We start from the raw sequence: 25,142 nt of genomic DNA, 5'->3' as shown, positions 1-25,142 counted from the left end.
TTCTTTTTTATCGGCAAAGATAATGTATATATTAACCTCAAAAAACATTTATTTACACCTAAATCGTTATTATGTATGATGGAAATAAAAGGAGGTTGTTTGCATGGTGAAAAAATGGCTTATTCCATTCGCTGTTATGCTGTCTGTCTTATCTACCTTTACGTATTCGGCATCAGCTGTCGGAGTTACTGCTATCACAGGAAACAATTCATTTGATACCGCAATGCCGATCGGTTATTGGAAATATAAAAATATCGATACAACAATACTGGAAGCTGGTCAAGACGAAGCCTATTTCACTTTTACGGCTAATAAGGGAGAAAAAGTATACGTGAGGAGTACATACCAGAGCGCGTATACAGGGATGAAAATTGAAATTTATGATAAGAATAGAATACCTGTTTCTCAAGGGACAGAAGTCATTAACCCTAATACGTTTTCTTCTTTTATTTATGCAAATGCAGACGCCCAAAACACGACAGATACCTTTTATGTGAAAGTGTCACGAGGCACCTATACCGGAAACATGTATTTTACACTTTCAATTGAAGACCGAATCAAATCAGGCAGCGGAACGTTCCAATTCAGCGGCGTTGCTGAAAATAAAGGAAATACAAGCCTTAGCCCCTCAGGTTCTGACTCCAGCGTGATCAAGGTTGATTTAACAAACCAATCTGGGATACCGCGTGATGCCATTGTAACCAGAGTTCAGACAACCGCCACTCAAACACCAAGCCAGGGAAATACACGCCACCTGATCATGACGAGCGAAAACAACGAATGGCGCCGTGCTCTTGTAAACAGCTCGACTTCAGGGTCTTATGATATCTCTTTGTCAGATCAACTCAGTGTGGCAAAGGTATGGAGTTTTAAATATAATACATTAGCGACAGCCAGATCGACGATGAGCAACGTAAAAGCAAAAATAGATTATGAATACGACGTGACAAAGCAGTTTTAACTTATACCGAGCCGGTTATCCGGCTCTTTTTTATTCTCAGTCTAGAAGGTAAACTATAGTCAGTACAACCAAGGGAAGTGCAGACATGGCATTAAAACTTCTAAAAAAACTGCTATTTGACCGCCCTCTAAAGAACGGCGTTATCTTAAATCATCAATACAAAATCGAAGAGTGCCTCGGTATGGGAGGCTACGGTTTGGTTTATTTGTGCACCGATATCCTAGCTCAAACACCTTATGTCTTAAAACAGCTTCGGCCGACAAAAGCGAAAAAGGAAAAAGAAAAAGTCCGGTTCCAGCAGGAAATAAAACTTCTCAAAAGCATTCACCACCCGCAAATTCCGGGCTTCATAGATGAGTTCATCATAGACGGACAGGCTTATTATGTCATGCAGTTCATTGAGGGAGAGAATATAGAAGAATTATTATTTTTTCGAAAACAGCCGTTCACAGAGCTTATGGCATTACAACTGATTTCGCAGCTGCTTGAGATTATAGAATACCTGCATGATCGCCTTATCTTCCACAGCGACATCAGAACGCCTAATATCATCATCAATGACGGCAGGCTCTGCCTCATCGATTTCGGCCTTGCCAAACAATTGACTCCTGAAGAAATGGAGGAAATAAAGGTACGAAAACAGGATGACTTCTTCGATCTCGGAGAAACGCTGTTATTCCTGCTGTACTCTCAATATAAAGGAAAAAAGAAGAAAAACGGCACTTGGCTGGAGGAATTAACACTGACAAAGGAAGTAACCTTGCTGCTGAAAAGATTATTGGGCATTGAGGAAGAGTATCAGCACACCGCTTCCATTCGCGAGGATCTAAACCGGGCCATTCAATCGGTCACATAAAAAAACCCTTGTCCCAAAAGCGGAACAAGAACTTTTTTGGATTAACTGCTGCTGTAGCTCCGGCGTTTGTAACGATGACTGCCGCCATAACGGTCGTAGTGTCTTCTATTGCCCGAACTGCTGCTGTAGCTGCGATAATGTCTGCGCCGACTGCTGCTGTAATGCCGGTGTCTGCGATATCGGTCACTAGAACTGCTTGAGAGGTACTTAATCGTTTTGATGATTTTTTTAAACATATGCTGTTCACCCCATTTCTTTCTCCCTATTATATAAATTTTATAGGAGAAAGAAAAACATCAGCGGGGTCACTCTTTTGAAAACAAGAACCCCGTTCCGTTATCATTTGTATGCAGCTCATAAGTAATCGCAAGCAGCCTGCATGTATCCTCAATAATCTTTAACCCAAGTCCCTCACTGCTCTCATTCCGATCAAATCCAATACCGTCATCACGAATAAAAACATCGCCATGTTCAATCGTGACTTCCATCTTTTCAGCTTTTGAATGCTTTAACGTATTTTGAAAAATATTATCAAACAGCCTTTGCATCCATAACGCGTTGCTCATCCATATCACATCTTGATCTGCCGGCTTATAGTGCAGCTCAATCCCACTCATACTGTATAAATAATCCCACTTTTTCACCGCTGTTTCTAATAGCTCGTTTAGACGCACTTCTTCATTTACAATATAAGAGCTTTCCAGCGTCTCAGCGGAATATAGATTGAATTCATTGGTTAATTCCGAGATATATTCGATTTGCTGATACAATGATTCGAATACAGCCTGACCATGACATTGGTCTTCCAAATAAAATAACTGCAGTCTGAGAGCCGTTAAAGGTGTATTAATGTCATGCCGCAGTTTTTGCAAAAGCTCCTTTTTGATTTCCTCTTGCTGTCTCAGCTCCAGTTCACGATATGTCGTCCGTTCAATTAACAAATTGACCGACTTGATCAGTTCCCCGATTTCATCCGCACGCTTCACTTCAATTTTATCGGGCACCCTTTGATCACTCGCCAAATGCCGAATGGTTTGATTTAATAGATTGATTTTATGCAACAGAGAATGAATCGACTTTGAAAATAAAAAAGCTAACAATAAGAGCGATATCAAAAATACAACGATCATTGCCGGGTACGCAAACGACCTGTGAAAGGGCATACCATGATTCATCGTTTTAAACATGCTGTCATAAATCACAGACATCAAAACACTGACCGCCAGCAATAGCATCGGAACACTAATGACGGCCGTAAACAATAACAACTGATATTTTGTCTTGAGCTTCATTTCTTCACAACGGTATTCAGCCGATACCCTTCTCCATATATATTTTCAATCATCTCACCCGCTTGATCATTGATTTTAGCTCTGATTTTTTTAATATGCACATTGACAATATTCGGGTTTCTATCTTCGAGCTGCCATAGATATTCAAAGAAATGTTCCTTTGTCAGGATACTGTCTCTATTTTCATATAAATAAAAGAAAATTTTCCGCTCAATCGCAGTAAACAATACCTCATCATGCAGGCTTTCATTGAACACTTTTTTCGTTACTGCATCAATATACAAATGTTTGATTTGCGTAAAGGTGCCATAATGATGCTCAAGCATATTCCGCATTCTTAATAGCAGCTCTCTCGGATCAAAGGGCTTTACCATATAATCCTCGCCGATCTGCAAACCTTGAAGCTTGCTGTCCATGTCATTGCGGGCTGAGAGAAAAATAACCGGAATGCCCAGCCCCAGCTCTTTGATTTTTGCAGACATTTGATACCCGTCTTCACCCGGCAGCATCACATCCATAATGACCAAATCCACCTTCTGAATCACCGAAAGCACATCCGCCCCATCTGTTTTCCATATCACACGATATCCCTCACGCTGCAAAATCTTTTGCAGCAAATCACCAATCATCACATCGTCTTCAACGATTAAAATATGATAACTCTTCATCCTAGCGAACCTTTCTCATAAACTCCATGGACAGTTTATATATTTGATCAGGCTGATATAAATAAATACTGTGTGTTCCCCTCAGTTCCTTTATATCGGCAGTATTGAATTGAGCCGCAAACGCTTCATAGTCTTTTCGGTTTTGTATAGCATACTTTGAATGTCTATTTTGGTCAGAGACCGCATCTAAAATCAAGACGGGAGTTTCCTTTGGCGCCGGCAGATTCACAGATTTGCTGCCGTTTTGGTAAGACTGCAAAAGCTCATGCTCCATATCTGCATTAAAAAATTGCTTAAAGTTAATGGCTTTATAGATTTCTTTTTCTTCATCAGTTAAAAACGACTGCCGAATCACCTCGGGATTATATACAGCGGAAGGTATAAATCGATGAAAACCAATCGAGGTTAACAAGTGGAACCCTCTCACTTTCAATCGGTCAACTCCGCTCAATTTATACGTGACGTACTGCTGGGGCAATCCAATATCCATCGCAATAATGGCCTTGATTTCCTTAGGATATTTCTGTGCCCAATACATCGCTTCAATCCCGGATATCGAATGAGGCATTAAAATATAAGGAGGCTTATTTCCGCTTTTCATAAGCGCTTTCCTCGTCTGTTCCAATACCGTATCAATATCTCTGTCATCGTGAGACACTTCACTGTTTCCATAACCTGCCCGATCTACAACAGCAATCTTATTTTCTTTTGAAAACTTGCTGTACAGCCCCTTCATTTCATAAGCAGGCGCAGCAATACCCGAACCGGACATAAACACAAACGTATCCTTCCCGCTTCCCTCTTGATACACATTCATCTTTTTACCGTCAACATCGACTACTGTGCCTTTACCTTTCAGCAGTGCCGCCTCCTTATTTAGCTGGAAATGGTGATAAATAAATACCGAGACGGATACAAGCAAAACCAAAGCAGCCAAGCTGACAAAAACAATTTTGAGGACTTTCCATAATGTTTTCATATGATGCTCCTTTCACTTGATACTGAAAGGATACAATATGAAAATAAATTTCTGATTAACTTTGGAACAGTTTTATTTTCACATTTAACTTTGCCCTTACGGAAAGGTGTACATTTGGAGCATGGAGGTGATCACTCGGCTATCGATCAGCGAATTTTCAAAGATATGCAAAGTATCAACAAAAACACTGCGATACTATGATGAAATCGGACTCTCCACCCAGAAGACATTAATCCTGAAATGGATATCGGAAGGTCTATCCGCAAAGTCCGAGAATTTCTTATACGCAGCCTTCTCCAAGGAGAACGACATTGAGAAGGCTACCGCTTATATCAATCTTTCACAAAACATAATTCAGGGTATTTAATCTATTTATTCCTATTTATTCACACAACAAAGTCACCACAAAGCTTTTTCTCTTCTTCCTGCTCGATAAACAGATAATTTTCAGGACGGCCCAAAACAGAAAAAAGCGCCAAAAGCAACTTCCATCCTCGAAGTGGACTTCCGCATCTAAACTTCAACACTTCTCCTTCCGCTAAAGTAAACCTCAAAGTTGGGCTTGTACACCAAGCAATCTTCACTTGAATAACATGCTCACCAGGCGGTAAATCAATTCGCAGCCTCCCTCCATCTTTGATATTTCCCATCTCAGCCCCATCAATTAGCACTGAATACTCTCTCATTTTGTTGATGTACTGCGATGTCCTGCTCATTTCAATGTACGTCTTTTGATTCACGATGACACATCCTCAAAGTAATGATCTTACAGGCGAGAAGCGTTAGAACCCTTCCGCCATACCGTTATTTCCCTTCCTAGTATATTATAACTTGCTGTGCTTCAGCTTTCCGTCGGCAAAAATCCCTTTCAGCTACAGTGTGCCTTCTAGTTGAGCGTATAAAAAAACACCCGCTTGTATAACGAGCGGATGTTAGATCTTTCGAAATTATTGATTGATATCTTTTAGCGCTTGTTTCGGTTGCGAATTGAAAATCAGCAATGATGCAATAATGGCAATCATAACCCCTAACGCACCAACCCAGGTAATCGAGGCCAATGATACGTTTTCCACAAAAACCCCTCCTATACCTGCGCCGACCGCCATGGCAAATTGCATCATTGACTGATTCATGCTAAGCAAAACACCTGACATTTCCGGTTCTATTGTAGCCAGGTGAAATTGCTGTGTCGGACCTGTAGACCATGCGGCAAACGACCATAATATGAGAATCACCAACACTCCGATATAGGAATGAGTAACAAGTGACAGCAGAATCAGTGTGACGATATGCAACGTCATCCCACCAACGAGTGTAAAGGGCACTCCCCATTTATCGGTGCTATATCCCCCAAACTTTGATCCAACCAAACTGGCAATTCCAAATATAAGCAAAACACCGCTAAGCAACTTGCCGTTTATACCTGAGATGTTCAAGAGATACGGTGACAAATAAGTGTAAGCAACAGAATATCCCCCGAGCCAGAAGAAAGTGATTGATAATCCCATAGCCACTTTCCGTTTTTTGAAAAGAGCAAGCTGTTGAAGCAAAGGCACAGGCTTATCCCCTTCAGTATGCGGAAGAGTAAAGAAAATAACGACCATTGCGATCAATCCCAACAAAGCAATTGCTCCAAATACAGACTTCCAGCCTAATGCTACTGCTATCATTCTTCCAAGCGGAACACCAATGATTAAAGAAGCGGTAAATCCCATCACGACCGTAGCGATGGCACTTCCCTGCTTCCCTTCCGATGCAATCTTAGCGGCAATCGTTAATGCGGTGACAACCACCACACCTGCTCCCATCGCCATAATGATCCGCGCTGCAATAAACCATCCATAACCAGGCAGTACAAAAGCCAGGACATTACCGAACACAAACAAACCTAGGGCATACATCATCAATTTGCGTCTATCCATACTTGCTGTCAACGCCATAAGTACGGGTGTAGAAAGAGCATATACAAGTGAGAAAATGGTAATAAGCTGGCCCGCGGCAGCTAAAGTGATCCCGAGAGTATGAGCAATTTGATCCAAAATTCCGGAAATGATGTACTCTGAGGTTCCAACTAAAAAGCTGACAATGGCTAAAATATAAATTTTCCAAGTGTTAGACATAAAACATTCACTCCTTAATTATTAATAAACATATCACGAATTATCGATATGTTATTATAAAAAATAAACACATCGTAATATGTCGATATGTATGGTGTAAAAATAAACATCTTTTGATGTTTATTTTTATATCTCTGTTTTAAGAAAGTCAGCAAGTTTCCCAATGGCTTCTTCATCTCTTTTGTAATATGTGTACTTTCCAATACGCTCCGCCTTAATCAAGCCGGCTCTTAAAAGGATGGTAAGATATTGAGAAGCTGTCGATTGCGTCATTTTCAATTTGTCTGTTATTTGACTGACACATACCCCGATTGTGTTCATATCAATCCCTTCATGGGGTGCAAAATGACGATCGGGCTCCTTCAGCCATTGTAAAATTTGCAGCCTTGATTCATTTGATAAGGCTTTGAATACTTCAATTGGTTCCATATCGATTATTATATCGTTATATTTCGATATGTCAATCCGTTTTTTGGATATATTTAATTAAAGGTTTATCTCTGACTAATTCCGTGAAATGAAACTGAAGACAGCATATCAATTTTGTTCACCGCTTAAATTTATCATCAAGCTTTACGAAATTGGTCTCATAATCATGTCACTAAACACTTGGAGGAACCCAGCAGGTGACAAGGATGTTTTCAATTAAAATGAATTTGGTATTGTTCAAGTGACTAATCACCAGCAGCAAATTTAGATGTAAAAAACATCCGCTCATAACAACAGCGGATGTTAGATCTTTCGACAGGAATAACAAGTCAGTATACTATGAATTGACCTCTCTTTATGTCCGCTTAGGATATGAATAAAAGTTATCAATGATGCCATATTTGTAAAACAAAAGAAGCGGCAGTTCATTATGTTCAATTCACAACAGATTCCATACCGTCAAAACATTTTATTTTCTTTAGATTATAAGATCTTTTCCAAATTTTTCTCTAGATCATTACATAATTTAAACACCATCACTCGTTCACCTGTCCGGGAGCTTAAATCAGTATGAAAACTTTTCACTTTTTCTCCGGTTATTTTTAAGATAATATCCTTAAGGCCTTCTATACCTGATTCGACTAACTCTGAACGAGTTTGTTTGATAGATAACATACCCTCTTTTGACCCACAAACTACATATTCGGCTGGTGTTAAAATCCCTTTTAAATTGACGATGATCATGTCCCGCAGTATATCAGTCTTAACAGATACAGACCCCCGTCCAAGATAATCCTTCTCCCATTGAGTAATGGACTTACTGATCTCTGATTCAATAGAACCCTTCGACTTTTTCATATCTAATACATCTCCTGAGCAAAAAAATTGGCATATTCTACTTGTGATTTCGTCTCATTAATATTCTCTTACAACATATCCTTCATATACACCTTCAATATCCAAATCAGTTTTACCGTTTCTTGTGACCACTATCATTTTGGATAACATATTTTCTTCCATCATAGAGTGGACATGCAAAAATCGAACATTTCCTGAATGGGTTTCCTCAACTTCTTCATAAGATTTAAGATGATAAAAATCAATTGCTTTTCTAATTAGTTTTTTCATACATTCCATATTTTCACGATCAAACGAGTTCATGTCCTCTATTGTTTTCGTGACAAAATCAGTTAAATTAGCGCTCATACAATCTCCTTAGAACTGCTTTCTCCATATATGGTGTTTAGAAGTTGAACCTGAATTTCATCATGACAAGCAATGATCAGGTATGGCTTGACCTGTTTTAGCATCAGGCCCCTCCATAATTGAGGGTTTTCCATCCTTATGATTAACGAATAAACCTCTAACTTTAACATATGACGGCACTAGTGGATGATGTCGAATCATATCAACACTTTTTTCAATGGTGTCACTGCTATTTTCATTAAGCCATTCATCGACCGTACCACCAAAAAACTCAGGCTTGCAATTTTGAAAGAGATAATCCAATGTTTGTATTTTATCTTTCATTGTTTCAAGTTGAGTTAGTCCATTACCTGCGGAAGTCTTCTTATCTTTTGTTCCTACTACAAAAATCTCCTCAACATCTTCCTGATAAATCGCAAAAATAACAGACCTCATAATTTCTCCATAAGGATGTGAAATACTGGCACCATAGCTTTGTATAGTCAACATATTCTCTGCAGAAGTGTTAGTCGCTTCTTGTAAAATAGGCTCCAAACCGTTTTCAATATCCGTCAAAAATAATACTTTTTTATTTTGGTTTACATTCATACAGCACACCTCTTCCTTATGTTTATCATTTTTGTATTGAGTAACAAATCCATTTGATAAATGCTTAGATTCATCATTACCAGCTTTCCCAACATCCTTCTGGATCAAGACTAGCCAGTCGGACCCATCCATTTTGAACTTTTTGCAGAAATGCTGAGTCATGATTTAATAACCGTTCTACATATTCTCTAGGTGCTTGGATGAGTATCAATAAACGAAGAGGAGAATGATAGGCCTCGTGATCTGATTCCATGACGGATTGCCAAGGCAGTCCGGCTAACAAATCGCTTGCATTCCCCTGCATAACGCCGAGACCTGCAGTAACGGTTTGAGTTGCTTTATTTCCGCTGCCATAATAATGAGGCGCTACCGTTGATGCGTAATATTGTAAATTAATCCATTGGGCTACAGTACCAGGTCCTGCAATAATATTTGCTAGGAGTTCACCGCTTTCATCCTGCTTCCAATCATAATTATGGAGAAAGGCTCTGCCTTCCAAATCACAATCCTGAGTTAGTTCACGTTTACCGATAATAAAAGCGGCATTACGAGCCAGTCCCCATTCCGGACGTATCTCACTCCAATCTTCCGCAAATCGGTTTGCCTCAGCCTTCGGATTTTTTAGCTTCGATTGGAAATTCGGTAATTGGGCTAGACGTTCTGCGTTTACATGATGTCTCACTTTCGGCATCACGGCTTCAATTTGTTCAAATGCTTCTTGTGCAGCTTCGGAAAGCTCTGGTACATAAAGCCAATGTAATTCATCTACTGTTGTATTATGTTCAGCTGCTGCAAAAACCGTATCCTCAGGAATTTGAATTCCTTCAGCTAAAAGAGCTTCTCGTACCTCTGATAGATTACATAAAGCAGCTAAAACTCTAGCATTGAATCCACCGGCCGCTCCACCGCAGGCACCACAATCAAGGGCTGCGGAATAAGGATTATTAGTGCTTTGACTGCCATGCCCGCAGATCACGACCAAGGGTGCGATGTTTTCTGTTAACCCCATCATTTTTAATGCTTGGCGAGCATAGTTCACTTTTTCTTCATCAGTAAAACCCACAGGTATTTCTGCCTCTGTAGTATCATGATGAAGCGAGAGTTTTGTATCAGGTTTGCGCAACCAAGCCTCACGGAGATTACGAATGAAACGACCCGCCTTTCTTGGCACAAAGCTACGGGCTGCCATTTGCAGAGTAAGCCAAGGTCCGCTTAGCTCAGGCAGTAGTAAGCTCGAAAGCGCATTCTGCTTCATCGTTTTAAAGGTATGGCTTAAAGAATGAATTGCTTGCTTCCGTTGATTGTATTTTTTGAATACATCCTCATCTGCGAACTCTTTTATTTTATTTTGCGGTTTTTGTATGATCGGTAAGGAAGCATGACTGTGTTTACTGCCAAGTTCACAAGTTGCAATCGGCACCCCGAAGAAACCAGCAATACCAATCGTTTCAAACGGGCCTTCTTTTTCTAGTTGACGACGAAAAGGTTCTGATCGTACATCGATGCAGAATGCTAATTGAGCTAATGCAGATTTTTTACCGCCGGTTTCACGTTGTTTCGAGATGATCTTCTGGCTTAATCGATCAGTGTACGTTTGCTCCCAAGCTTCTAACCAAAGTTTCTTGCGAAGTTTCTCATCAAAGCTGTAGGCAAATGATAAATATTCGTTTTGTTCAATGGCCGTCATCTGTGACCATTCTTCTAATGTAAGCCCACCCCAATGAATCCAAGCTGCTATAAGGGGAGCAATTGAAATTTTTTTCTTAGATCGTTCATTAGTCAAAGGTAAGTATGGCTTTATAAGAGCCCACTCCATGGATATTCGAACCGCTAAATATTCTGTTAGGAGTGCATGTTCGTGGCTCGATTGCTGGGAGCGCCAAAGCATCATCCCTGCCCATCCAGGTAATGAAAGTAAATGACCTTCAAGATAAGTCTGGATTTCTGACTCTGGGATTTCTAGTGCGAATAAGGCTTCCTGTAAAGCCAAATGTGCCTCTTTCGGCCAATCCTTTACCCTTTCTCGCTGCTTTTTGCTAAGTGCTGGATCATATTGAATGAGATGCTGCCAAGCACGATAGAAACCTTCCTCACGATTAGGCATTGTCCAGCCTGCTTGAGAGTCATCAAGATATAATTTACTCCACTTAATGACATGATGATCTAGTATATTGACTAGCCTTTCACCATCTTGATTCTCTATATACGAACTTAGTGGCTGCATAAACACATTCTCGATATGATCCAATCCACTACATTCACCTACTAATTTCTCCAGCTCATGTGATGATAAAAGGTCGGAAGGCAGGGGATCTAACTTTAATGCAGCATGACAAAATCGCTCTGCTACGTCCCGTGGGATGTGATAGGAATGTGAATCAAGCCAACGCTGCAGCCCCATTTCCACAAAATCTTCATCAATCTCACCTTTATTCTTTGCTGAACGGATCATAGACGCACTAGGGTATATATCAACATCGCGAGTGTTTTTCAACCAACTTGCAACCTGATCAAAAGATTGGTTTTCAAGTCCCATCCACGGATTACGTGCAGCAAATGTAGAAATAGGCCAAAGTGGCGCAATCACTCGGCTGGCAGATGTAATGAAAACGTTAAGATCCCTTTCTTGAACATCAATATCTGTATCTATCTTTTTTACATTATCTTTCGTTAATACGGATGTAATGCCCATCTCAGATTAGCTCCTTATGAAATATATTGTTTAAGGTAGTCTGGGTGACTCTCTACTGACTTTGGTTTTGCTTCACCTAATCGGACTAACCAAAGATAGAGTACCGCGAAAAAAACGGAAGAACGATGACGAGCAACCCACGTACCTAAAGCACTGCCAAATAGTAAGAGACATACGACAATCATGACAGCTGACATTGGAGGTTGAACACTTTGAAAAATGGTTGTATGCAGCCACTTATAGAAAAGGTTATGAATGATAAAATATACGAGGGCTGCTCCTCCTAAAACAGTTAAGCCGGCAATTCGGCCAATTCGGCCCTCTCCAAAAGCGACAAGCTGAGTCCAAGAAACGGACAATGACCACCCTAAGATCAGCGCACTAATGAATTGATATCCCTCTCCAGGAGCAGTGAGCCAAAAAGCAACACCTATAACTAAGGATAAAATCCGACCAGCCATGACCCATAAATAGGATGTTCTTTCATTAGTACGAGCCGATACTTCATGACGCCCTACTGCTGAACCAGCTTGTAGAAACAACGTAGCCTTGAATAAACCATGTAAAATAAGATGAATAATGGCTGCTATATAGGCGCCTAATGCACACTGAATGAGCATAAACCCCATTTGTCCAATCGTGGAGCCTACTAACTGGCGTTTATAATCAACCTGGACTAAACTAATTCCAGTTCCAATCAATACAGAAATGCCAGCAAGCAGAAGTAAGATAATCGAAGCGATACTACCATGAAATAGAGGTGAAAATCGAGTTAGTATTATTCCTCCAGCATTTACTAAACCTGCATGCATAATTGCAGAAACAGGGGTTGGAGCAACAATAGACTCAACCAACCATCTTTGGAATGGCCATTGAGCTGCAGGAATGATCACCGCCAGTACAATCAATAGCTGAATCCCTGTTCTCTCCCATTCTCCCAGCCCAGCTAAACTTTCATTTGTTACAACCAATGATAACTGCCATTGACCTGTGGCATGAAAAAGCCACATCATTGCGAAAAACAGAGAAAACCAACTTAACAAAAATAAGCGGCCAGAAACCTTGGCTGCTTCACTAGCCACTTGCCAAGCACTGTTTAACCTAATAAGTAAGGTTAAACCAACAAGAGTTGCTCCCCAAAATAGAACCATCAAGCGGAGATCGCCACTTAACCATGTCATTGAAGCAGCACCTGTTGTGAAAGTAAAAAGCGTAAAATATTTTCGATAAGATCGATCCCCCATTAAGTAACGTACAGAAAAACGCTGAATGATGAATCCAATTGCAAGAACAAAGAAAGTCATTAAACAAGCTAAGGAATCTAAGTGCCAAGGGCCAACATTTCCACTCACACCACTATTGGCAAGAATCAGTAAGGAAACCAAAAGTGGTAAAGCCAAGATCCCAATATGAATGCGAACAAAACTCAAGGGTACTCGCGGATGTAAAAACAATAGTCCACTTATCCCAGAAGCCATAAGCATAATAAAAAATAATGTTAATAATGATGACAAACTCAGCGAAACTAACATTCTAAATTCTCCCTTTTTTAAAACTCATTATTGTTCAAAAGACCTTTCAATCAGATCATATTTGTCTATTATTTATTTCAATTTTTATTTATCTCTATTTTTTTCCAACAAAAAAGCCGACAACTTCAAAATTTCAATGATTATGTTAGATCATTGAATCCTGAAAATTGTCGGCTTCACTTCAACTAACTTCAGCGAAGTTTTTTGAAGTGCTACCTTATTATTGGTCTTTACTTTATGCTATGTTTTCATTTCCTTTAATATAGTCCTGATTATCAAATAAATCGACTCATGTTCTCTTCCTTTTTTATTAGGATACTTTTTCATCCTATCAATATTTAAAATTAAATATGAAAAGAATGCTAAAGGCCTACATATTTTAAAAGGAAAAATAAACATCTGCATCGATTATTAAGTTACGTATAAGATATGCTAAATTTTAAAAGTTGTCAAGTTTATCAGTAAACTGGTCTTTACTTTCCTCTAAAAGAATCCAACCCATTATAGATGATTCACTTTCAATGAGGAACATCCATTTCAGATGAAGCTCGCTTTTCCAGATCGAGGAGCAGTGTCTTCATTTCGAATCTGCCCCGATAGCCAGTTAATGAGCCATTCTTTCCTATTACACGATGGCACGGTACAGTAATTAATACCGGATTAGCCCCAATAGCCGCACCTACAGCACGAACAGCTGCTGGTTTATTTATTTCATTTGCAATGTCGGAATAGGATTTCGTCTGTCCATAAGGAATTTCACAAAGTGCATTCCAGACTGCTAGCTGAAATTGCGTACCGGCGTACTCAACTGGAACAGTAAAGTTTTTCCGCTTTCCTTCTAGATATTGAGTGATTTCAACGGCATAGGGTTCAAGCTTATCATCATCTTCAACAAGAAGACTTCCCGGAAAGCGTTTCCTAGCCCATTCGAACAATTCCTCGATTGGTTTGTTCTGTGAACCTACAAACACAAGCCCCTTTAAAGTTGAAGCAATGTAAAAATTCCAATCCTTGAACATTAGTAAAGACCAATAAAGGGTTGGTTTATTTGTTTCCATTGTACGTTTCCTCCATTTTACTCATTTGACGAAATTGTGCTGGTGTCTGTCCAGTTTTCTTTTTAAATAAAGTAATAAAATAAGGCGCGTTAGCTATACCCACACATATAGCGATATCTCCAATCGATTTATTTGTCTGAATCAAATACTTTTTAGCCGCGTGTACTCTAACTTGTTGTATATACTCAACCAGCGTAATGCCTTTAATCTTTTTAAATGTTCGATGCATATGATACGGACTCCCATGACAAATATCTGCTAACGATTCTAGCGTTAATTTTTCTGTGAAATTTTTATCAATGTATTCAGTAATTAGATCAACCCACTCGCTATCAGGCATTTTTTCATTAGTGGGCTTGCAACGTTTACAAGGTCGAAAATTTGCGCGGAGAGCTTGTTCTGCGTTTGGAAAAATGCATACATTTTCTTTTTTCGGAACGCGAGATTTACAGGATGGTTTACAGAATATCCCTGTCGATTTTACAGCGTAGAAAAATTGATTATTGTACGCTGCATCATTATTTATAATTGCTTGCCACTTTTCATCTGTTATCATTTCTACATCACTCGAAATTCTATGCTCATGGCTCTCTTTATGTCCGTTATTGATACTATCCGGCATTTATCTCACCTCTCCTTACAATGCTCATCTAATTCAGTTTGAATTGAATCCCAATTTAAATTTTCGACACGCGTTTTTTATATCTTGGGCCATTTTTATCTACTCCCGTTTAGCATTCTTGATAACTACACTATAACCTCATAAATAGAAAAAAATAAGGTGGTTAGAATGTAATAGCAAGATAACAAAATGAGTAAAGATGATTATGTGATAAACTAATTTCAACCAGCGTGAGTTTTCTTATAATTATTTAAGATAAGGAGAATGAAAAAGTGACATGGCATGAAGTCAATGATGTTATTGTCATTACATTACCTGAAATTTTCGACATGAATGCGAACCTAGGCTATCTAACCAGAGAAAAAAATGAGTGCATGTATGAAATAGAGAACAATATCATTACAAAAGTTATAGCCATTGGGGAAATTCGGTCCTTAGTGCAGGTAAGCGTAATCAATAATAAACAAATGGTTGTTCAATTCCTAAACGATTCTAGACCTGTTGAGCAGTGGAAACGGGAAGAGATTGTAAAATATATTCATGAATGGTTTGATCTTGATAACGATTTAACACCATTTTATGAAATGGCAAAAGCAGATCCATTACTTAAAATGCCTGCCCGAAAATTTTATGGGTTGCGAGTTATCGGCATTCCCGATTTATTTGAAGCTTTATGTTGGGGAGTTTTAGGACAACAAATTAACTTAGCCTTCGCGTACTCCTTAAAGAAGCAATTTGTAGAAGCATTTGGCGATTATATTGAATGGAATGGTATAAAGTATTGGGTGTTCCCACCGTACGAACGAATTGCACGGTTAACCCCTACCGACCTGGCAGATATTAAAATGACGGTAAAAAAAAGTGAATATATCATTGGAATAGCCAGATTAATGGCAAGTGGAGAATTATCGAGGGAAAAATTAATGAAAATGAACTTTAAAGATGCTGAAAAAAACTTAATTAAAATACGAGGAATCGGTCCTTGGACAGCCAATTATGTTCTAATGCGCTGCCTTAGGTTCCCGACAGCTTTTCCAATCGATGATGTGGGTCTTATTCATTCGATAAAAATATTACGTAATATGAACCGAAAGCCTACGAAAGATGAAATCTTAGAAATATCGGTTCCATGGAAAGAATGGCAATCATACGCTACCTTTTATTTATGGCGTGTTCTTTACTGAATCATTTCAACTTAAACCGGAATGTACTCAATAACAAAAGAATGAATTTTAAAACCTAAGGCCCACAAGTACATTCTCTTTTCATCTTTCATTTTAATGTCATGAATTTCTCGCCCCTTATTAAATGTCATAAAAAATCTGTTGTCATTACAATAGGCTCTCCGGTCTGCTATTACATAAGAAAATTCAGGTGAAAGTAAAAGCAATTTCGCTCCACTGAAAAATTCATGCAGTCACTAGTTTTAAAGCCTTTTAAGCTCGTTAACTGGCCTTATGAGGAAACATCTTAAATCTATAGCCATGGCCGATCGATAGTCGGGTCCTGTACCATTACCTTCTTTAATCCATTTTTCCACTGTAGACGTTCTTTCTCTTTTGGACATAAAAACACCCCTTTAGACAATCTTATCCAAAGGGGTTAAACATTTATTACTCCACAGTAACACTCTTCGCAAGGTTACGCGGTTTATCAACATCACAGCCGCGATGCAGTGCAGCATAGTAAGCGATCAGCTGCAATGGAACAACAGATACCAACGGAGCAAGCGCTGGGTTTACTTCCGGCAGTACGAATCTGTCATCCGCATCGTCTAGGCCTTTTAGTGAGATGATGCATGTGTTTGCTCCGCGAGCGGCAACTTCTTTGACGTTTCCGCGGATGCTTAGGTTTACGTGCTCTTGAGTTGCCAGTGCGAATACTGGTGTTCCTTGTTCGATCAAGGCAATCGTTCCGTGCTTTAGCTCCCCGCCGGCAAAACCTTCTGCCTGGATGTAAGAAATCTCTTTCAGCTTCAGTGCGCCTTCGACACATACGAAGTAGTCAAGGCCGCGTCCGATGAAGAAAGCGTTTCTGGATACAGTCAGGTATTCACGGGCGATCATTTCCATTTCGTCTTTCTGGTCGCATAGAGCTTCCATTGCGTTTGCAGCGATACCGAGTTCTTTGACGAGGTCAAATCCGATATCGATGCCGTTTTTGTCAGCAGCCACAGAAGCAAGAACCGCAAGAACTGCAATTTGTGCAGTGTATGCTTTCGTTGACGCAACAGCGATCTCAGGGCCTGCATGAAGCAGCAATGTATAGTCAGCTTCACGAGAAAGCGTTGATCCAGGTACGTTTGTGATTGTTAGGGCTTTGTGTCCGAGTGCTTTGACTTGAACGAGAACCGCGCGGCTGTCTGCTGTTTCTCCGCTTTGAGAAAGGAAAATGAAGAGCGGTTTCTTAGACAGAAGCGGCATGTTGTAGGAGAATTCACTCGCTACATGCACTTCAACCGGCACGTTTGCCCACATTTCAATATATTGTTTACCGACAAGTCCTGCATGGTAGCTTGTTCCGCAGCCAATGATATAGATGCGGTCCGCTTCCGCTACAGCGGCAGCGATATCACCAGGCACAGACAGCTTGCCGTTTTCATCTTGATACGTTTGGATGATTTTGCGCATAACAACAGGCTGCTCATCCGTTTCTTTCAACATGTAGTGAGGGTACGTGCCTTTTTCGATATCACTGGCATCAAGCTCAGCAATATAAGACGCACGTGTAATCACGTCACCATCAAGGTTTTTGATGACAACTTGGTCATCAGTGACGATAACCATTTCTTTATCCATCAGCTCAACATATTCGTTGGTTACTTGAAGCATCGCCATTGCATCAGATGCTACGACGTTGAATGTATCTCCAAGACCTACTAATAGAGGGCTTTTGTTTTTCGCTACAAAAATCGTTTCTCTGTTGTCGTTATCGAATAAAGCAATTGCATAAGAGCCTTTTAACAGTGTAAGTGTTTTGCGGAACGCTTCTTCTGTCTCAAGTCCTCCATTGACGAATTGCTCGATTACTTGAACGACTACTTCTGTATCGGTGTCACTTTTGAGCTCTACATCTTGCAAATACTCTTGCTTCAGCTGAACATAGTTCTCGATCACGCCGTTATGAACAAGTGTAAAGCGTCCCAGTGCGCTTTGATGCGGGTGAGCGTTCAGATAGCTTGGTTCGCCGTGTGTAGCCCAGCGAGTATGCCCAATTCCGGCTTTCGCTTCTACATTGGCATCCACAACTTCACGAAGATCTGCAATGCGTCCTTTTTCTTTGAACACATGGATTCCCTGTTCGTTGGCAACAGCAATACCAGCAGAGTCATAACCGCGATACTCAAGCTTCTCTAACCCTTTTAATAAAATTTCCTTCGCATCAAGCTGACCGATATAACCTACGATTCCACACATATTTTTCTTCCTCCTAAGATTGTAAAAGGAGACGAAGAAAGTCAAATTTCAAGGGGACTTTCAATCGTCCCCTCCTACATGTTTTTTGGAAGATCATGTGATTTCTCTTTGTTCAAGGAGTCACCCCCTTGGTTTGAAGAAATCCTTACGGCTGTGATCTGCATACTCAGCCGGGAGGCATCCGCCGAAAATTCGATAACCTCCATCCTCGTCAACTAAGCCTTTTTCCGGGCGCTTAGTTCGGGCGCTATAATTATAGGTAAAGCAATAATCCCGTCTTCTTTTCCTATTGAGAAAATAAGAACAAGACAAGCTTGATTTTACAACATGTGGCATAAACGGTCAATTGTTTTTTAAACAACTTTGCCGTATGTCTCACAATTATCTTATGTAATCCTCGCTTGTCTTGTTCACTCTCTGATAATAGACTTCGTTACTCTAATCCCATTTCTGACCGGACGACTTCAACAATGCGATTGACATACTCATCGCACAGCTCTTTCGTCTTCGCTTCAGCCATGACACGGACGAGCGGTTCAGTTCCTGAAGGGCGCACCAAAATCCGGCCGTCGCCGTTCATTTCTTTTTCAACTTCAGAAATAACTGCTTTTACTTTTTCATTTTCTTCAACTTTATATTTATCAGTCACTCTCACATTGACTAACAGCTGCGGGAACTTCTGCATTTCAGCTGCAAGCTCTGACAGCGGCTTGCCTGTTGCTTTCAAAGTGTTCATCAGCATAATAGCAGACAATAAACCGTCCCCTGTCGTGTTGTAATCAAGGAAAATAAGATGTCCTGACTGCTCTCCGCCGACGTTGTAGCCGTCTTTTTTCATTGCTTCTACTACGTAGCGGTCGCCGACAGCTGTCTGCACGCTTTTGATGCCTTCTTTTTCGAGCGCCTTATAGAAGCCGAGGTTGCTCATCACGGTTGAAACCAAAGTATCATCCTTTAAACGGCCCTCTGATTTCAGATGTTTTGAGCATATGTACATGATTTGGTCGCCGTCTACAATATTTCCTTTTTCATCGACAGCAATCAGGCGGTCGCCGTCACCGTCGAACGCAAGACCGAGATCCGCGTTTTTCTCTTTGACAAACGCGCTGAGCGCTTCGGGATGAGTCGAACCGACGCCGTCATTAATGTTTAATCCGTTCGGGGAAGTCCCCATTGTAGAAACATCTGCATCTAAATCAGCAAACAGGTGTGTCGCCAAGGCTGACGTTGCGCCATGGGCACAGTCCAATGCCACATGAATGCCTGTGAAATCTTCATCAGCTGTCTGTTTTAAGAATTGCAGATATTTTTGTCCGCCTTCAAAATAATCGTTTACAAGTCCAAGGTCTGCTCCGACAGGTCTTGGCAGCTTATCCTCAGGTTCGTCCATCAGGCGCTCAATTTCAGCCTCTTGTTCATCAGAAAGCTTAAATCCATCTCCCCCAAAGAATTTGATGCCGTTATCCTGCACTGGGTTATGAGAAGCGGAAATCATGACGCCCGCCTCTGCATCCATCGCTTTTGTCAAATAAGATACACCTGGTGTAGAAATGACACCCAGGCGCATGACTTCTGCGCCAATGGATAAAAGTCCGGCGACAAGGGCTCCCTCCAGCATATGGCCGGAGATGCGTGTATCGCGGCCTATCAGCACTTTTGGACGTTGTTTGTCTTTTGTCAGCACATAACCGCCGAAACGTCCGACTTTAAAGGCCAGCTCAGGTGTAAGCTCACTATTGGCGACACCTCTTACACCGTCTGTTCCAAAATACTTGCCCATTTTATAATCGCTCCTTTTTTATTCCGATGAGGATTGTGAATTTGCAGTGGATTCATCCTCATCCTGATCTTGGTTTTGATCTTTATTTTCGTCTTGGTTTTGATCGTTGTTGTTTTTATCAGTGTTCTTTGTATCTTCTTGCTGATTGTTCTTTTGATCATTTGTTTGTTTATCTGTGTCATCCTGGTTCCCTGATGTATTGCTGCTGTTATCATTCGTTGATGTATTGCTTTTCTTAGACGTCAGCTTGATTTTGGCGTTTTTCCGCCCCAAGGACCAAGTTACATTCTGTGGCCCGTTCACTTCAAGCTTCACGCTATGCTCCCCGTCCTCTAAATCTGAAACATTCACATACAATTCAATATCTGATTTTTTCAGTTTATTTATATTCGTGGGAGAGCCTTTAGCCGTTACATCTATCGCTTGTGATTCAGGATCAAGAAATTCAATGTTTTGTGAGCTGCTCAGCCCTACAGTCTTGATAGGGACATTCTCGAACTTCTGATCCGCTTCACTGTCGACTTCTATATGCAAAGTCACCTTTGACGGTGAGATTTTTTTGACACCGTCAGGAAGCGGAATATCTGCCTCGATATCGGAATCCTTGTTAATTTTACTTAAATCTAAGCTGACGCCGTCAATAAATTCAAGAGAATCCAACACATCCTGTGAGCCGTAAACCGTTACCTCACTGGGGCTGGATTCAATATTCGCTATGCTGACACCGTCAGGAAGGCTTCCTGTCCGTTCAATTTTAAAGGGCACTTTTTTACTCGGGCTTGTCACCGGAACGGTAATCTTGATGACCGAGGGCTCCACGTCGACAGGAAGCGCGTTTCCGTCTTTATCATAGACAGTCACTTTCGCTTCCTTTTCAATCGTTTCATCTGCGTTTTCCAAATTCACTGAAGCTTTTACAAGAGAAATATTATCGATGACATTTTTCGATCCGGTAATCTGCACATTTTTCGGACTGACAATCGGCTGCTCCGGAGAATAGCCTTTTTTCATCTTGCTTTTGTTGTAGTACTCCACTTCTACGGGAAAACTTTTGGTCGTCCGTTCCTGAATGGTCACTGTCGTAACAGACGGATTAATTGAGATTGTCAGCCCATCCGACACGTTTTTGGCCTTAAGCTCAACCTTATGTGTGCCGGTTTTCAAATGTTCCATATCAGCATATATTTCAAAGTTTTTGGTCTGCCGAGCCTTTTTCACGGCGCTTGTCGAGCCTTTTATCGTGACATTAACCGTTTGCGGAACACCCGTTACGACGTAATTTTCATCATCATAATACGCTTTAACCGGAATATCAGTCAGAGTTGCTTCATCAGTTGTTGATGTCGGAAAGAAAGATTCACCCGGTTTTTTCGGAGTCGGTGCTTGGTTGCTGTTAACCGCCACATAAAGCAAGAGCGCGAAAAGCAGAGCAATGATTTTCACAGCCCAGCGGTTGTTTAAGAATTTATCCATTTTTCTTGCCCCTCCAATACCAGCGGTTAGAAGAAGTGTCTCTGGTGTTTTTCTTAAACTCGGCTTCAAGCATTTCTTTCAGCGCTTCTTCTGTAAGCTCTCTGTGAAGGTCGCCGTTCTTTGCCACACTGACGCCGCCGGTCTCTTCAGACACAATAATCGTCAAACTGTCTGTTACTTCACTGATACCGACAGCCGCTCTGTGCCGCGTGCCCAGTTCTTTTGAAATAAACGGGCTCTCAGAAAGCGGCAGATAACAGGCGGCCGCGGCAATTTCATTATTTTTCATAATCACCGCACCGTCATGAAGCGGGGTGTTTGGGATAAAAATATTGATCAGCAGCTCAGAGCTGACTTTGGCATTCAGTGGTATGCCGGTCTCAATATAATCCCCCATTCCAGTATCCCGCTCAATGGTCAGCAAGGCGCCTATACGGCGTTTCGCCATATAATTGATCGCTTTTGTAATGGCCTCAATCGTTTTCTGCTGCGCTTCTTCAACAGGCGTGCCGCTCCTCGAAAAAAAGCGGCCGCGGCCTAGCTGTTCAAGCGCTCTTCTCAGCTCAGGCTGAAAAATAATAATAATCGCTAAAAATCCCCATGTTATCGCTTGGTCCATCAGCCATTGAAGTGTGCTGAGGCCCAAATATTGGCTGGCCATACGAACAAGCACGATGACTACAATTCCTTTTAACAGCTGAACCGCTTTCGTGCCGCGTATCACCATAATCAATTTATATATCACATACCAAACAAGGAGAATATCAACGGCATTGCCGAGGTACTGCAAAAAAGGGATATCCTCAAAAGCCATTTCCTCGTCCTCCAAGATTTCAGTCATTTCGTATTTTGTGTTTTACGTGTTACGCATATGTACTTTACATAGCGAGCCCATTATACCACATTTCGATTTAGCAAGTGAAATGTGCCAGCGCTCTCAGCCCGCAAAAAAAGAGCAAAGCGGCTAACGCGCTTTACTCTTCTCCGTTCGGATTGAATGCATCGAGTACACTTTTCCCCGCAGACTTCATCTTGTACCATGTCCAGTCGAATAATTGATTGATTTCTTCAATCTGACCGGTGACTTGTCCAGCAGAGGCCATATACTTTTCGCCGTTTACGACGGTTACATCCCCGTCTATTTTGCCTTTAATAATCAGCTTGCCGTTTTTGACAGTGACATCACCTTTGACCGTCTCACCTTCTGGTACGGTCACAGTATGGTTATGAACCACAAGATTCGGCTGCTTGGACACGCTGAAATTGTGGTCATTATGCCAGCTGTTAAAAAAACCCCCGCCCATCAAAATGATGAATACCGCAGCAGCTGCGATAACGGGATGGGTTCTGAACCATCTTTTTACAGAAGCTCTTTTCTTCTCCTTAGGCAATTTTGCCATGACATTAGCGGTAAAATCCGCGGGGGCTTCGACATGCGATGTGCTCCGTACAAGCGCTATGGATTTCTCCATCTCGTAAAAATGCTTTCTGCATTTCTCGCATGTCTCCAGATGTTCATTTAATACGTGTTCATCTTTTGGAAGGATATCTCCATCAAGATGCATATGCATAAGCTGCACAATTTGTTCAGGACAGCTCATTTCATCACCCCACTTAAAGATCCCTTAATTGTTTTCTAAGAGCCTCTCTGCCTCTGTGAATCCGCGTTTTCACAGTCCCCACAGGAATGTTTAGAATCTCCCCGATTTCAATTAATGAGAGTTCGTCAATATACTTTAATACGATGACTGTTCTGTATTTGTCAGGAAGCTTTAAAATTTTCTGCTGTATCGTGTTTGAGAGCTCCAGCGACACAACTGCATCTTCAGGCAAAACACCATCTGCGGCGATTTGAGAATACATGGTCAAGCCTTCCGTACCAGCCACCTCTGCATCGAGGTAATAATCCGGCTTCTTTTTGCGAATGCGGTCAATGGTCAAATTGGTCGCGATTCGATAAAGCCAAGTTGAAAATTTCCGGTTAATATCAAAACTGTCGATATTAACGTACGCTCTGATGAAAGCTTCCTGTGCAATATCCTCCGCCTCATGCACATTGCCAAGCATACGGTAGCAAAGCTGATAAATTTTATCTTTGTAAATATCTACGATGTCCGCAAATGCATTCTGGTCGCCTTTTTTGACTTGTTTAATTCTTTTTTTAATCATCATTTCCATATTTATCTAACCTCTGCCTTCACCGGTCTGTATGTATACGAGCTTCGTTTCAAAAGGTTTCAATTTTTTTATAAAATAAGTTTATCAAATTTTTGGCAGGGTGTAGATGGTAATTCGTGAATAAACTACCTTAACATATTTTTAAAATTATTATACAGACTGAACAGTTAGAAGTTGGAATGATTTTTCCGAAAAGAAAAAAGACACCTTTTGATCAAAGGTGTCTGTGACTGGGCTAGCTGGATTCGAACCAACGCATGACGGAGTCAAAGTCCGTTGCCTTACCGCTTGGCTATAGCCCAATAATGGTGGAGGGGGGCAGATTCGAACTGCCGAACCCTGAGGGAGCGGATTTACAGTCCGCCGCGTTTAGCCACTTCGCTACCCCTCCACATAAAATTTTGAAAAAACAGTGCCGGCAAGAGGACTTGAACCCCCAACCTACTGATTACAAGTCAGTTGCTCTACCAATTGAGCTACACCGGCAAGATGGTGGAGGATGACGGGCTCGAACCGCCGACCCTCTGCTTGTAAGGCAGATGCTCTCCCAGCTGAGCTAATCCTCCAAATGGTGACCCGTACGGGATTCGAACCCGTGTTACCGCCGTGAAAGGGCGGTGTCTTAACCGCTTGACCAACGGGCCGTTGTGTTCTCGTCGAGCTGACAAAAGTTATTATATACAGGTCACCCCCTGTTTGTAAAGAGGAAAATTAAATTTTTTATTTTCAAACTTTTTAACTCCTTTTTTAACTGAAAAAGCCTCCCAACTAAAGCCATTTATTTTATGATAGAGACAAGCAAAGCAAGAGAGGAGAAACCAATATGATTCTAGTCAGTTCTTGCCTTGGAGGCATTGAATGCAGATATAACGGCTCTCACGCAGCGTCGGAGAAAATCAGAAAACTCGTCGATGAAAAGAAAGCAGTCATGGCTTGCCCTGAACTTCTCGGCGGCTTCTCTACCCCACGCGAACCCGCAGAAATCATAGGAGGCACCGGCGAGGATGTCCTCAATGGAACAGCGAAAATCGTGACAGCTTCAGGAGAAGACGTCACAGAACTATATATGGAAGGCGCCGCGAAAACATTGGCTTACGCAAAAGAAATCAACGCTTCTGCCGTCATATTAAAAGAAAACAGTCCATCTTGCGGAAGCGGTTTTATCTATAACGGCACATTCTCTGGCAAAAAAATCACCGGCAGCGGAGTAACCGCCGCACTGTTAAAACAAGCGGGCTACCGCGTCATTTCGGAAAACGAGCTTAACGACATATTGTAAGGAGGCCACCCCC

General features: G+C 41.2%; 24 protein-coding genes, 5 tRNA genes and 2 pseudogenes. 5 read left to right on the top strand and 26 right to left on the bottom strand.

Annotated elements, in window-relative coordinates; translation table 11 throughout:
• Positions 1 to 103: 103 nt before the first annotated feature.
• The gene (locus AC07VD_RS16595) at positions 104 to 961 is read left to right on the top strand and encodes a hypothetical protein (protein ID WP_024571601.1); all 858 of its coding nucleotides are present in this window, start codon (positions 104 to 106) and stop codon (positions 959 to 961) included.
• 85 nt (positions 962 to 1,046) lie between these two features.
• Positions 1,047 to 1,817, top strand: coding sequence for a serine/threonine protein kinase (locus AC07VD_RS16590; protein WP_124060146.1), 771 nt, complete (start codon positions 1,047 to 1,049; stop codon positions 1,815 to 1,817).
• On the opposite strand, the pseudogene AC07VD_RS16585 reads toward AC07VD_RS16590, so the two are convergent.
• The 4 genes and pseudogenes from AC07VD_RS16585 to AC07VD_RS16570 form a co-directional block, all read right to left on the bottom strand.
• Positions 1,802 to 2,064: pseudogene (locus tag AC07VD_RS16585) on the bottom strand (hypothetical protein). The gene AC07VD_RS16590 and the pseudogene AC07VD_RS16585 sit on opposite strands and share 16 nt — an antisense overlap.
• 58 nt (positions 2,065 to 2,122) lie before the next feature.
• Positions 2,123 to 3,109 (bottom strand): two-component system sensor histidine kinase YbdK, encoded by a 987-nt coding sequence (gene ybdK, locus AC07VD_RS16580; protein WP_167553953.1) that lies wholly within the window; start codon positions 3,107 to 3,109, stop codon positions 2,123 to 2,125.
• Positions 3,106 to 3,777 carry a two-component system response regulator YbdJ gene (gene ybdJ / locus AC07VD_RS16575; RefSeq protein WP_124060148.1) on the bottom strand — a complete coding sequence of 224 codons (672 nt, stop codon included), beginning with the start codon at positions 3,775 to 3,777 and terminating at the stop codon, positions 3,106 to 3,108. Before ybdJ ends, ybdK begins: the two co-directional genes overlap by 4 nt.
• A gap of 1 nt (position 3,778) precedes the next feature.
• Positions 3,779 to 4,756 carry an alpha/beta hydrolase gene (locus tag AC07VD_RS16570; protein WP_124060149.1) on the bottom strand — a complete coding sequence of 326 codons (978 nt, stop codon included), beginning with the start codon at positions 4,754 to 4,756 and terminating at the stop codon, positions 3,779 to 3,781.
• A 121-nt stretch (positions 4,757 to 4,877) separates the two neighbouring features.
• Between AC07VD_RS16570 and AC07VD_RS16565 the strand changes: the two are divergent.
• Positions 4,878 to 5,000 (top strand): annotated as a pseudogene (locus AC07VD_RS16565) (MerR family DNA-binding transcriptional regulator); the annotation flags it as partial.
• 142 nt (positions 5,001 to 5,142) lie between these two features.
• On the opposite strand, the gene AC07VD_RS16560 reads toward AC07VD_RS16565, so the two are convergent.
• The 10 genes from AC07VD_RS16560 to adaA form a co-directional block, all read right to left on the bottom strand.
• A complete protein-coding gene (locus AC07VD_RS16560; RefSeq protein WP_095010790.1) occupies positions 5,143 to 5,496 on the bottom strand; it encodes a hypothetical protein in 354 nt (117 codons plus the stop codon).
• A gap of 207 nt (positions 5,497 to 5,703) precedes the next feature.
• Positions 5,704 to 6,876, bottom strand: a complete 1,173-nt coding sequence (locus AC07VD_RS16555) for an MFS transporter (protein WP_015252953.1) — start codon at positions 6,874 to 6,876, stop codon at positions 5,704 to 5,706.
• Positions 6,877 to 7,002: 126 nt separating this feature from the next.
• Entirely contained in the window at positions 7,003 to 7,305 is a 303-nt protein-coding gene (locus AC07VD_RS16550) for an ArsR/SmtB family transcription factor (RefSeq protein WP_003234907.1), read from the bottom strand.
• A gap of 483 nt (positions 7,306 to 7,788) precedes the next feature.
• The gene (locus tag AC07VD_RS16545) at positions 7,789 to 8,163 is read right to left on the bottom strand and encodes a Na-translocating system protein MpsC family protein (RefSeq protein ID WP_003246482.1); all 375 of its coding nucleotides are present in this window, start codon (positions 8,161 to 8,163) and stop codon (positions 7,789 to 7,791) included.
• Between the two features lie 57 nt (positions 8,164 to 8,220).
• On the bottom strand, positions 8,221 to 8,511 hold the full coding sequence (locus AC07VD_RS16540) for a DUF6407 family protein (RefSeq protein WP_015252954.1): 291 nt from the start codon (positions 8,509 to 8,511) through the stop codon (positions 8,221 to 8,223).
• Between the two features lie 60 nt (positions 8,512 to 8,571).
• On the bottom strand, positions 8,572 to 9,099 hold the full coding sequence (locus AC07VD_RS16535) for a carbonic anhydrase (protein ID WP_042977370.1): 528 nt from the start codon (positions 9,097 to 9,099) through the stop codon (positions 8,572 to 8,574).
• Positions 9,100 to 9,175: 76 nt separating this feature from the next.
• Positions 9,176 to 11,791 (bottom strand): DUF2309 domain-containing protein, encoded by a 2,616-nt coding sequence (locus AC07VD_RS16530; RefSeq protein ID WP_494721850.1) that lies wholly within the window; start codon positions 11,789 to 11,791, stop codon positions 9,176 to 9,178.
• A gap of 14 nt (positions 11,792 to 11,805) precedes the next feature.
• Positions 11,806 to 13,323: an NADH dehydrogenase subunit 5 gene (locus AC07VD_RS16525; RefSeq protein WP_217018708.1), complete on the bottom strand. Its 1,518-nt coding sequence runs from the start codon at positions 13,321 to 13,323 to the stop codon at positions 11,806 to 11,808.
• A 518-nt stretch (positions 13,324 to 13,841) separates the two neighbouring features.
• Entirely contained in the window at positions 13,842 to 14,381 is a 540-nt protein-coding gene (gene adaB, locus AC07VD_RS16520; protein ID WP_124060154.1) for a methylated-DNA--[protein]-cysteine S-methyltransferase, read from the bottom strand.
• The gene (adaA, locus tag AC07VD_RS16515) at positions 14,368 to 15,003 is read right to left on the bottom strand and encodes a bifunctional transcriptional activator/DNA repair enzyme AdaA (protein ID WP_124060155.1); all 636 of its coding nucleotides are present in this window, start codon (positions 15,001 to 15,003) and stop codon (positions 14,368 to 14,370) included. Before adaA ends, adaB begins: the two co-directional genes overlap by 14 nt.
• A gap of 272 nt (positions 15,004 to 15,275) precedes the next feature.
• On the opposite strand from adaA, the gene alkA reads away from it, so the two are divergent.
• Positions 15,276 to 16,187 carry a DNA-3-methyladenine glycosidase II gene (gene alkA, locus AC07VD_RS16510; protein WP_124060156.1) on the top strand — a complete coding sequence of 304 codons (912 nt, stop codon included), beginning with the start codon at positions 15,276 to 15,278 and terminating at the stop codon, positions 16,185 to 16,187.
• Between the two features lie 242 nt (positions 16,188 to 16,429).
• Here alkA and AC07VD_RS16505 read toward each other — a convergent pair whose 3' ends face one another.
• From AC07VD_RS16505 to AC07VD_RS16450, 12 genes are all read right to left on the bottom strand, one after another.
• On the bottom strand, positions 16,430 to 16,570 hold the full coding sequence (locus tag AC07VD_RS16505; RefSeq protein WP_124060157.1) for a hypothetical protein: 141 nt from the start codon (positions 16,568 to 16,570) through the stop codon (positions 16,430 to 16,432).
• 46 nt (positions 16,571 to 16,616) lie between these two features.
• Complete coding sequence (gene glmS, locus AC07VD_RS16500; RefSeq protein WP_015252962.1) at positions 16,617 to 18,419, bottom strand: glutamine--fructose-6-phosphate transaminase (isomerizing); 1,803 nt, start codon at positions 18,417 to 18,419, stop codon at positions 16,617 to 16,619.
• A 433-nt stretch (positions 18,420 to 18,852) separates the two neighbouring features.
• Entirely contained in the window at positions 18,853 to 20,199 is a 1,347-nt protein-coding gene (gene glmM / locus AC07VD_RS16495; protein WP_494721849.1) for a phosphoglucosamine mutase, read from the bottom strand.
• A gap of 18 nt (positions 20,200 to 20,217) precedes the next feature.
• The gene (cdaR, locus tag AC07VD_RS16490; protein ID WP_024571951.1) at positions 20,218 to 21,672 is read right to left on the bottom strand and encodes a CdaA regulatory protein CdaR; all 1,455 of its coding nucleotides are present in this window, start codon (positions 21,670 to 21,672) and stop codon (positions 20,218 to 20,220) included.
• A complete protein-coding gene (gene cdaA, locus AC07VD_RS16485; protein WP_003223651.1) occupies positions 21,665 to 22,486 on the bottom strand; it encodes a diadenylate cyclase CdaA in 822 nt (273 codons plus the stop codon). Before cdaA ends, cdaR begins: the two co-directional genes overlap by 8 nt.
• A gap of 160 nt (positions 22,487 to 22,646) precedes the next feature.
• Positions 22,647 to 23,273 carry an anti-sigma-W factor RsiW gene (gene rsiW, locus AC07VD_RS16480; protein ID WP_003234951.1) on the bottom strand — a complete coding sequence of 209 codons (627 nt, stop codon included), beginning with the start codon at positions 23,271 to 23,273 and terminating at the stop codon, positions 22,647 to 22,649.
• A 13-nt stretch (positions 23,274 to 23,286) separates the two neighbouring features.
• A complete protein-coding gene (gene sigW, locus AC07VD_RS16475; RefSeq protein ID WP_014478649.1) occupies positions 23,287 to 23,850 on the bottom strand; it encodes an RNA polymerase sigma factor SigW in 564 nt (187 codons plus the stop codon).
• A gap of 230 nt (positions 23,851 to 24,080) precedes the next feature.
• Positions 24,081 to 24,152, bottom strand: a tRNA-Gln gene (locus tag AC07VD_RS16470).
• Positions 24,153 to 24,156: 4 nt separating this feature from the next.
• Positions 24,157 to 24,241, bottom strand: a tRNA-Tyr gene (locus tag AC07VD_RS16465).
• 22 nt (positions 24,242 to 24,263) lie between these two features.
• Positions 24,264 to 24,336: transfer RNA gene (locus AC07VD_RS16460), tRNA-Thr, on the bottom strand.
• 4 nt (positions 24,337 to 24,340) lie between these two features.
• Positions 24,341 to 24,416 (bottom strand) — tRNA-Val (locus AC07VD_RS16455).
• Between the two features lie 3 nt (positions 24,417 to 24,419).
• Positions 24,420 to 24,494: transfer RNA gene (locus AC07VD_RS16450), tRNA-Glu, on the bottom strand.
• Positions 24,495 to 24,673: 179 nt separating this feature from the next.
• On the opposite strand from AC07VD_RS16450, the gene AC07VD_RS16445 reads away from it, so the two are divergent.
• Positions 24,674 to 25,129 (top strand): 2-thiouracil desulfurase family protein, encoded by a 456-nt coding sequence (locus AC07VD_RS16445; RefSeq protein WP_003234960.1) that lies wholly within the window; start codon positions 24,674 to 24,676, stop codon positions 25,127 to 25,129.
• Positions 25,130 to 25,142: the final 13 nt, after the last annotated feature.

The organism is Bacillus sp. GW821-FHT01G09, from assembly GCF_059422205.1.
This window is presented reverse-complemented; position numbering and strand designations above follow the sequence as displayed.